Source organism: Pseudoduganella sp. GW821-FHT12E03, assembly GCF_058807115.1.
The window spans coordinates 518,480-524,547 of the sequence record NZ_JBXAQJ010000004.1; the positions used below are offsets into that span (position 1 = coordinate 518,480).

Genomic DNA, 6,068 nt, shown 5'->3' on the forward strand with positions numbered 1-6,068 from the left:
GAGGAGCAGATGCGTATTTTGCTGCACCGCGCGGATGGCAAGACCGAGCCATGGATCCGGGATTTCGCGCGCTACTTGCCGGAAGCGGAGGTGATCGTATGGGAGAAGGGCGTTAAAGCCGCCCCGTGCGATTACGCCGTGGTGTTCGTGCCGCCCGAGGAAATGCTGCCGGACCTGCGGGAAGTCAAAGCCATCTTCCTGACCGGTTCCGGCGCCGATGGCATTTTGCGGTTCGGCGAGGCGATTCCCGCGCAGGTTCCGGTGGTGCGCCTGACCGATGCCGGCATGGGCGCGCAGATGGCGGAATATGTGACGCATGCCGTGCTGCGCTACTACCGCCGCTTCCACGAATATGAAGACCTGGCGCGCGCCGGTCAGTGGGCGCCATTGCTGCCGCCGGTGCGCGAAGATTTCGCGGTGGGCGTGATGGGCGCCGGCGTGCTCGGTTCGCGCGTGCTGGAAGCATTGAAACCATTCGGCTTCCCGCTGCGGGCATGGAGCCGCACGGCGCGCACCATCGATGGCGTGCAGTGTTTCCATGGCGCCGATGGCCTCGATACGTTCCTGCGCGGTACGCGCGTGGCCGTGTGCATGCTGCCGCTGACGGATGACACCAACAACATCCTGAACCTGACCAACATGTCGAAAATGCCGCAAGGCTCGTTTATCGTCAACGTGGGGCGGGGCGGCCATGTGTCGGAACCGGACTTGCTGAACCTGATGCGCACCGGCCATATCGAAGCGGCCACGCTCGATGTCTTCCGCAACGAACCGCTGCCGATGCAGCACCCGTTCTGGAAAGAGCCGCGCATTACCATCACGCCGCATATTTCCGCGCTGACCTTGCGGCGCGAAAGCGTGCAGCAAATCGCCGGCAAGATGCGGCAATTGGCGAACGGTGAGCCGGTGGCTGACGTGATCGACCGTACCAAAGGTTATTGAAAAGGATAGTGCAATGAGCTTACTGCCGCAGAAAGTCAAAATCGTTGAAGTCGGCCCGCGCGACGGCCTGCAAAATGAAAAGGAAACCATTTCCGCCGACGTGAAAATCGAGCTGGTGAACCGCCTGTCGTCGGCCGGTTTTGCCAACATCGAAGCGGCGTCGTTCGTGTCGCCGAAGTGGGTGCCGCAAATGGCGACCAGCGCGGAAGTGATGGACCGCATCACGCGCCGCGCCGGCGCCATTTATTCCGCGCTGACGCCGAACATGAAGGGCCTGGAAGGCGCATTGGCGGCGAAGGCCGATGAAGTGGTGATCTTTGGTTCCGCTTCCGAAGCGTTCTCGCAAAAGAACATCAATTGCTCGATCGAGGAATCGATCGCGCGCTTTGTCGACGTGGCCAAAGCCGCCAAGGACCAGGGCTTGCGCCTGCGCGGCTCGATCAGCTGCTCGTTCGGCTGCCCGTACCAGGGCGACGTGCCGCTCGACGCGGTGGCGGACGTGGTGGGACGCATGCGCGACCTGGGCTGCGATGAAATCGACATCGCCGACACCATCGGTGTGGCGACGCCGCGCAAGACGCAGGCCGTAATGGAGCGCGCCGCCTCGGTGTTCCGCCTCGATGGCATTTCCGGCCACTTCCACGACACCTATGGCCAGGCGCTGGCCAACATCTATGCCAGCCTGGAAGTGGGCGTGTCGATCTTCCACTCGTCCGTGGCGGGCCTGGGCGGCTGTCCGTATGCGAAGGGCGCCACCGGCAACGTGGCGACCGAAGATGTGCTGTACATGATGAATGGCCTCGGTATCGAGACCGGCATCGACCTCGATATCGTGGTCGACGCGGGCCAGTACATTTCCGCCATCCTCAACCGCAAGGCCGCCAGCCGCGCGGGCAATGCGATTGCCGCCAAGCGGGCGGGGTGATAGCGCCAGTGCCGGCGGCTACGCACGCATGGCGGCTTTCGCTGGCGCGAAAACCGCCCTACGGAACATGGCTGCCGGGTGGATCGTCCGTGGCGGGCAGTGCCCTGTTACGTTTTTAATGCCTGTGCGCTGAACGGCAGGCTGCGCAAATACTTCCCGGTCGCCGCAGCGATCGCGTTGGCCACGGCCGGCGCCACCGGCGGCACACCCGGCTCGCCCACCCCGGTCGGCTTTTCCGCCGACGGCATGATGTGCACCTCGACCTTCGGCATCTGGTTGATGCGCAGCGGCGCATAGTCGTGGAAGTTCGACTGCTCGACCATGCCGTCCTTGAGCGTGATGGCCCCTTGCAGCGCGGCGGACAGGGCAAAGCCGACGCCGCCCTCGATTTGCGAGCGCACGTTGTCGGGATTGATGGCGATGCCGCAATCGACCGCGCACACGATGCGGTCGACCACCACGCTGCCATCGGGCTTGACGGTCACTTCCGCCACCTGCGCGACATACGATTTGAACGATTCATGCACCGCCACGCCGCGCCCGCGCCGGTCGCCATTGCCGCCCTTGGGCAGCGGCGTGCCCCAGCCGGCCTTGTCGGCGGCCAGTTTCAGCACACCGGCATGGCGCGGGTGGTGTTCCAGCAGCGCCAGGCGGAAGGCCACCGGATCCTGGCCCGCCGCGGCGGCCACTTCGTCCAGGAAGGTTTCAGTGGAATAGGCCGTATGGGTGGAACCCACCGAGCGCCACCACAGCACCGGCACGCCGATGTCGTCCGGCGAGTGCAGGTCGACCAGCTGGTTCGGGATCGCATAGGGCAGGTTGGCCGCGCCTTCGACCGAGACGCGGTCGATCCCGTTTTGCACCATGGCGCCAAACGGCGAATTGGCCAGGATCGACTGGCCCACCAGGCGGTGGCGCCAGCCCGTCAGCTTGCCTTGCGCATCGAGCGCCGCTTCCAGCACATGGTGGAAGGCGGGACGGTAGTAGCCCCCTTTCATGTCATCTTCACGCAGCCATACCAGCTTGACGGGCGCCTTGCCATCGATGGCTTTGGCGATGTTGACGGCTTCGACGATATAGTCCGCATCCTTGCAGGCGCGCCGGCCAAAGCTGCCGCCCGCGTACAGCATGTTCAGGATGACCTGTTCCGGCTTCAGTCCCAGCAGCGCGGCGACCTTGGCCTGGTCGATGGTCTGGAACTGTTCGCCATTCCAGATTTCGCAGCGGCCGGGTGTCAGGTGCACCACGCAATTCATCGGTTCCATGGCCGCGTGCGCGAGGTAAGGGAAATCATAGGCGGCGCGCAGCACCCGCGCCGGCGCCGTAAAGGCGGCGTCCGTATCGCCGGCCTTGTGCGCCACCAGACCCGGTGTCTTGGCCAGTTCGCGGTAGCGCGCAAAGATGTCATCGGTGCCGAGCTTGAAGGCGCCCGTTTCATCCCATGCCACTTGCAATGCGTCGCGGCCTTTCTTGGCGCTCCACGTATCTTTCGCCAGTACCGCCACCCCGGTTGGAATGGCGACCACGTCCACCACGCCTTTGACGGCGCGGGCCGCTTTCGCATCAAAGGACTTGACGGTGGCGCCGAAGCGGGGCGGGTGCGCCACCACCGCCGTGAGCATGCCGGGCAGGTGCACGTCCTGCGTAAAGCGCGCCTGGCCACGGATTTTGGCGGCCGTGTCCTTGCGCGGTGCGCGCTTGCCAACCAGCTTGAAGTCTTTCGGGTCTTTCAGGGGGACATTGGCGGGGACCGGCTGCTGTGCCGCCGCCTGCGCCAGTTGGCCAAACGTGGCCTTGCGCTGCGATGCGGCGTGCAACACCACGCCGTCGCTGACGGTGATGGCGCTGGCCGGCACTTGCCACTGCTGCGCCGCCGCCGCCACCAGCATGGCGCGCGCCGAGGCGCCCGCCGTGCGCAGCTGTTCCCACGAATTGGCCATGGCGGTGCTGCCGCCCGTGCCTTGGACCGGGCCCCACAGTATGTTGTTATAGCGGCCGGCGTCGGCCGGTGCGCCTTCGACTTTTACTTGCCCCCAGGCCGCGTCAAGTTCTTCCGCCACGATGGTGGCCAGGCCGGTGTACGTGCCTTGGCCCATTTCCAGGTGCTTGGAAATCACGGTGACGGTGCCGTCGGCGCCGATGCGCAGGAACGCACTGGGTGCGAAGGGCTGCGCGGCGGCAGCGCTGGCATTTGCTGCTGCACTCGTGGCAGCATTCGCGGCGCCGGGCAGGTACAGCGCCAGCGTCAGCCCGGCGGCGTTTTGCAGGAAGCCCCGGCGGCTGGCATTTTCAATATGCGGTGTCATGGCGTCCCTTTCAGGCCAGTGATTTGGCGGCATCGTGGATGGCGGCGCGGATGCGCACATAGGTGGCACAGCGGCAGATATTGCCGGCCATGGCGGCGTCGATATCGGCGTCGGAGGGCTTGCGGTTGGATTGCAGCAGGGCGACGGCGCTCATGATCTGGCCCGACTGGCAATAGCCGCACTGCACCACGTCGAGTTTTTGCCAGGCGTCCTGCACCACCCTGGCGACCTTGGCGGTCCTGGCCTGGTCCACGCCTTCAATCGTGACGACCTTCTTGCCGACGGCGGCGGAGATGGGGGTGCTGCACGAACGGATGGGTTCTCCGGCCAGGTGAACGGTACAGGCGCCGCACAAACCCATGCCGCAGCCATATTTGGTGCCGGTCATGTGCAGCGTATCGCGCAAGACCCACAACAGCGGGGTGTCGGGGGCGGCATCGACGCGGGTCGCCTTGCCGTTGATGTCGAGAGTGATCATCGGGGACTCCTGAGGGACGAGGGAAGAGGTGGATTGCATTCTCGTGCGCGCGGCGCCGCAACCGATAGCACGATCCTGTGAGTTTTTTGCCTAATCCTGCGAAGCCCGCCACGGACAGGTAATGATGGATTACCATCGCCGGGACCAATCCAGGAGCGCCCGTGACACTGCCCGATAGCGACTTACTTGAAACCCTGCGCCAGCCGCTCGCCGCCGCCGCGGCCCGCTGGACCGCCGGCGAGAGCCGGGTGGTGACGCCGATTCCCGGCCTGATGCTGGCCCGCTGCGAAGCACCGACGCAGCCGGCGCCTTGCATGGTGGAACCGAGCATTGCGCTGATTGTGCAAGGCGCCAAGCAGGCGCTGTTGGGCGAGCATGCCTATCACTATGACATCACGCGATTTTTGATCACATCGCTGGATTTGCCCGTCATGATGCAGGTGGTGAACGCCAGCCGGGATCGGCCTTACCTGGGCCTGATTTTAAAGCTGGATTTGCGGATGGTGGCGGAACTGGCCATGCAAGGCGGGATGGCGCCGCCGTCCGACGCGCCGTGCGCCTGTGGCATGGTGATGGGAGATACCACGCCGCACCTGTTGCAAGCGTTTGCACGGCTGCTCGAGCTGCTCGACGATCCGGACTCGATTCCGGTGCTGGCGCCGTTGATCCAGCGTGAAATCTGTTATCGATTGCTGATGAGCGACCAGGGCGCACGGCTGCGGCAAATCGCGTCGGTGGGCAGCCAGAGCCACCGGGTGGCGCGGGCGATTGACTGGCTGAAGTCGCATTTCGCGCTGCCATTGCGGATCGAAACACTGGCGGCCCATGTGCAAATGAGTCCATCGACCTTCCACCACCACTTCCGCCTGCTGACCGCGATGAGTCCGCTGCAATACCAGAAATGGCTGCGCCTGAACGAAGCGCGGCGCATGATGCTGTCCGATCACCTGGACGCGTCCACGGCGGCATTCCAGGTCGGCTATGAAAGTCCGTCCCAGTTCAGCCGCGAATACAGTCGGCTGTTTGGCGCACCGCCACGGCGGGACATCGACAACTTGCGGCGCCTGTCCGCGTAGTTTATTGAGGGAATGGAAAAAGCCCGTGAAACCTTGCGATTTCACGGGCTTTTAAATTTTGGTCGGAGTACAAGGATTCGAACCTTGGACCCCCTGGTCCCAAACCAGGTGCGCTACCGGGCTGCGCTACACTCCGAATACCGACATCATACTCGGACCGGGCCGAATGGTCAAATGCGGTTGGCTTGATAAGCACTATTTGTTGAATGCTGGAATGAAAAAAGCCTGTGAAACGTTTCCATTTCACAGGCTTTTAAATTCTGGTCGGAGTACAAGGATTCGAACCTTGGACCCCCTGGTCCCAAACCAGGTGCGCTACCGGGCTGCGCTACACTCCGAAG

5 protein-coding genes and 2 tRNA genes are annotated in these 6,068 nt (G+C 64.0%); 3 read left to right on the forward strand and 4 right to left on the reverse strand.

Features of this window, described 5'->3' with window-relative positions; genetic code table 11:
- The first annotated feature begins 9 nt into the window (after positions 1 to 9).
- Together AC1RRC_RS13175 and AC1RRC_RS13180 are read left to right on the forward strand one after the other, a co-directional pair.
- Positions 10 to 942, forward strand: a complete 933-nt coding sequence (locus tag AC1RRC_RS13175) for a 2-hydroxyacid dehydrogenase (protein WP_493055923.1) — start codon at positions 10 to 12, stop codon at positions 940 to 942.
- A 13-nt stretch (positions 943 to 955) separates the two neighbouring features.
- Positions 956 to 1,867, forward strand: a complete 912-nt coding sequence (locus tag AC1RRC_RS13180) for a hydroxymethylglutaryl-CoA lyase (RefSeq protein WP_493055924.1) — start codon at positions 956 to 958, stop codon at positions 1,865 to 1,867.
- 107 nt (positions 1,868 to 1,974) lie between these two features.
- Here AC1RRC_RS13180 and AC1RRC_RS13185 read toward each other — a convergent pair whose 3' ends face one another.
- Complete coding sequence (locus AC1RRC_RS13185) at positions 1,975 to 4,173, reverse strand: xanthine dehydrogenase family protein molybdopterin-binding subunit (protein ID WP_493055925.1); 2,199 nt, start codon at positions 4,171 to 4,173, stop codon at positions 1,975 to 1,977.
- A 10-nt stretch (positions 4,174 to 4,183) separates the two neighbouring features.
- The gene (locus AC1RRC_RS13190) at positions 4,184 to 4,651 is read right to left on the reverse strand and encodes a (2Fe-2S)-binding protein (protein WP_493055926.1); all 468 of its coding nucleotides are present in this window, start codon (positions 4,649 to 4,651) and stop codon (positions 4,184 to 4,186) included.
- Between the two features lie 161 nt (positions 4,652 to 4,812).
- On the opposite strand from AC1RRC_RS13190, the gene AC1RRC_RS13195 reads away from it, so the two are divergent.
- Positions 4,813 to 5,727 carry an AraC family transcriptional regulator gene (locus AC1RRC_RS13195; RefSeq protein WP_493055927.1) on the forward strand — a complete coding sequence of 305 codons (915 nt, stop codon included), beginning with the start codon at positions 4,813 to 4,815 and terminating at the stop codon, positions 5,725 to 5,727.
- A 59-nt stretch (positions 5,728 to 5,786) separates the two neighbouring features.
- On the opposite strand, the gene AC1RRC_RS13200 is transcribed toward AC1RRC_RS13195, so the two are convergent.
- Positions 5,787 to 5,863 (reverse strand) — tRNA-Pro (locus tag AC1RRC_RS13200).
- Between the two features lie 125 nt (positions 5,864 to 5,988).
- Positions 5,989 to 6,065, reverse strand: a tRNA-Pro gene (locus AC1RRC_RS13205).
- Between the last annotated feature and the right edge of the window lie 3 nt (positions 6,066 to 6,068).

What these genes read in the sequence shown, in the direction of transcription:
- AC1RRC_RS13185 (WP_493055925.1), bottom strand. Translation starts at nt 4,173, where the DNA reads ATGACACCGCATATTGAAAATGCCAGCCGCCGGGGCTTCCTGCAAAAC.
- AC1RRC_RS13190 (WP_493055926.1), bottom strand. Translation starts at nt 4,651, where the DNA reads ATGATCACTCTCGACATCAACGGCAAGGCGACCCGCGTCGATGCCGCC.
- AC1RRC_RS13180 (WP_493055924.1), top strand. Translation starts at nt 956, where the DNA reads ATGAGCTTACTGCCGCAGAAAGTCAAAATCGTTGAAGTCGGCCCGCGC.
- AC1RRC_RS13175 (WP_493055923.1), top strand. Translation starts at nt 10, where the DNA reads ATGCGTATTTTGCTGCACCGCGCGGATGGCAAGACCGAGCCATGGATC.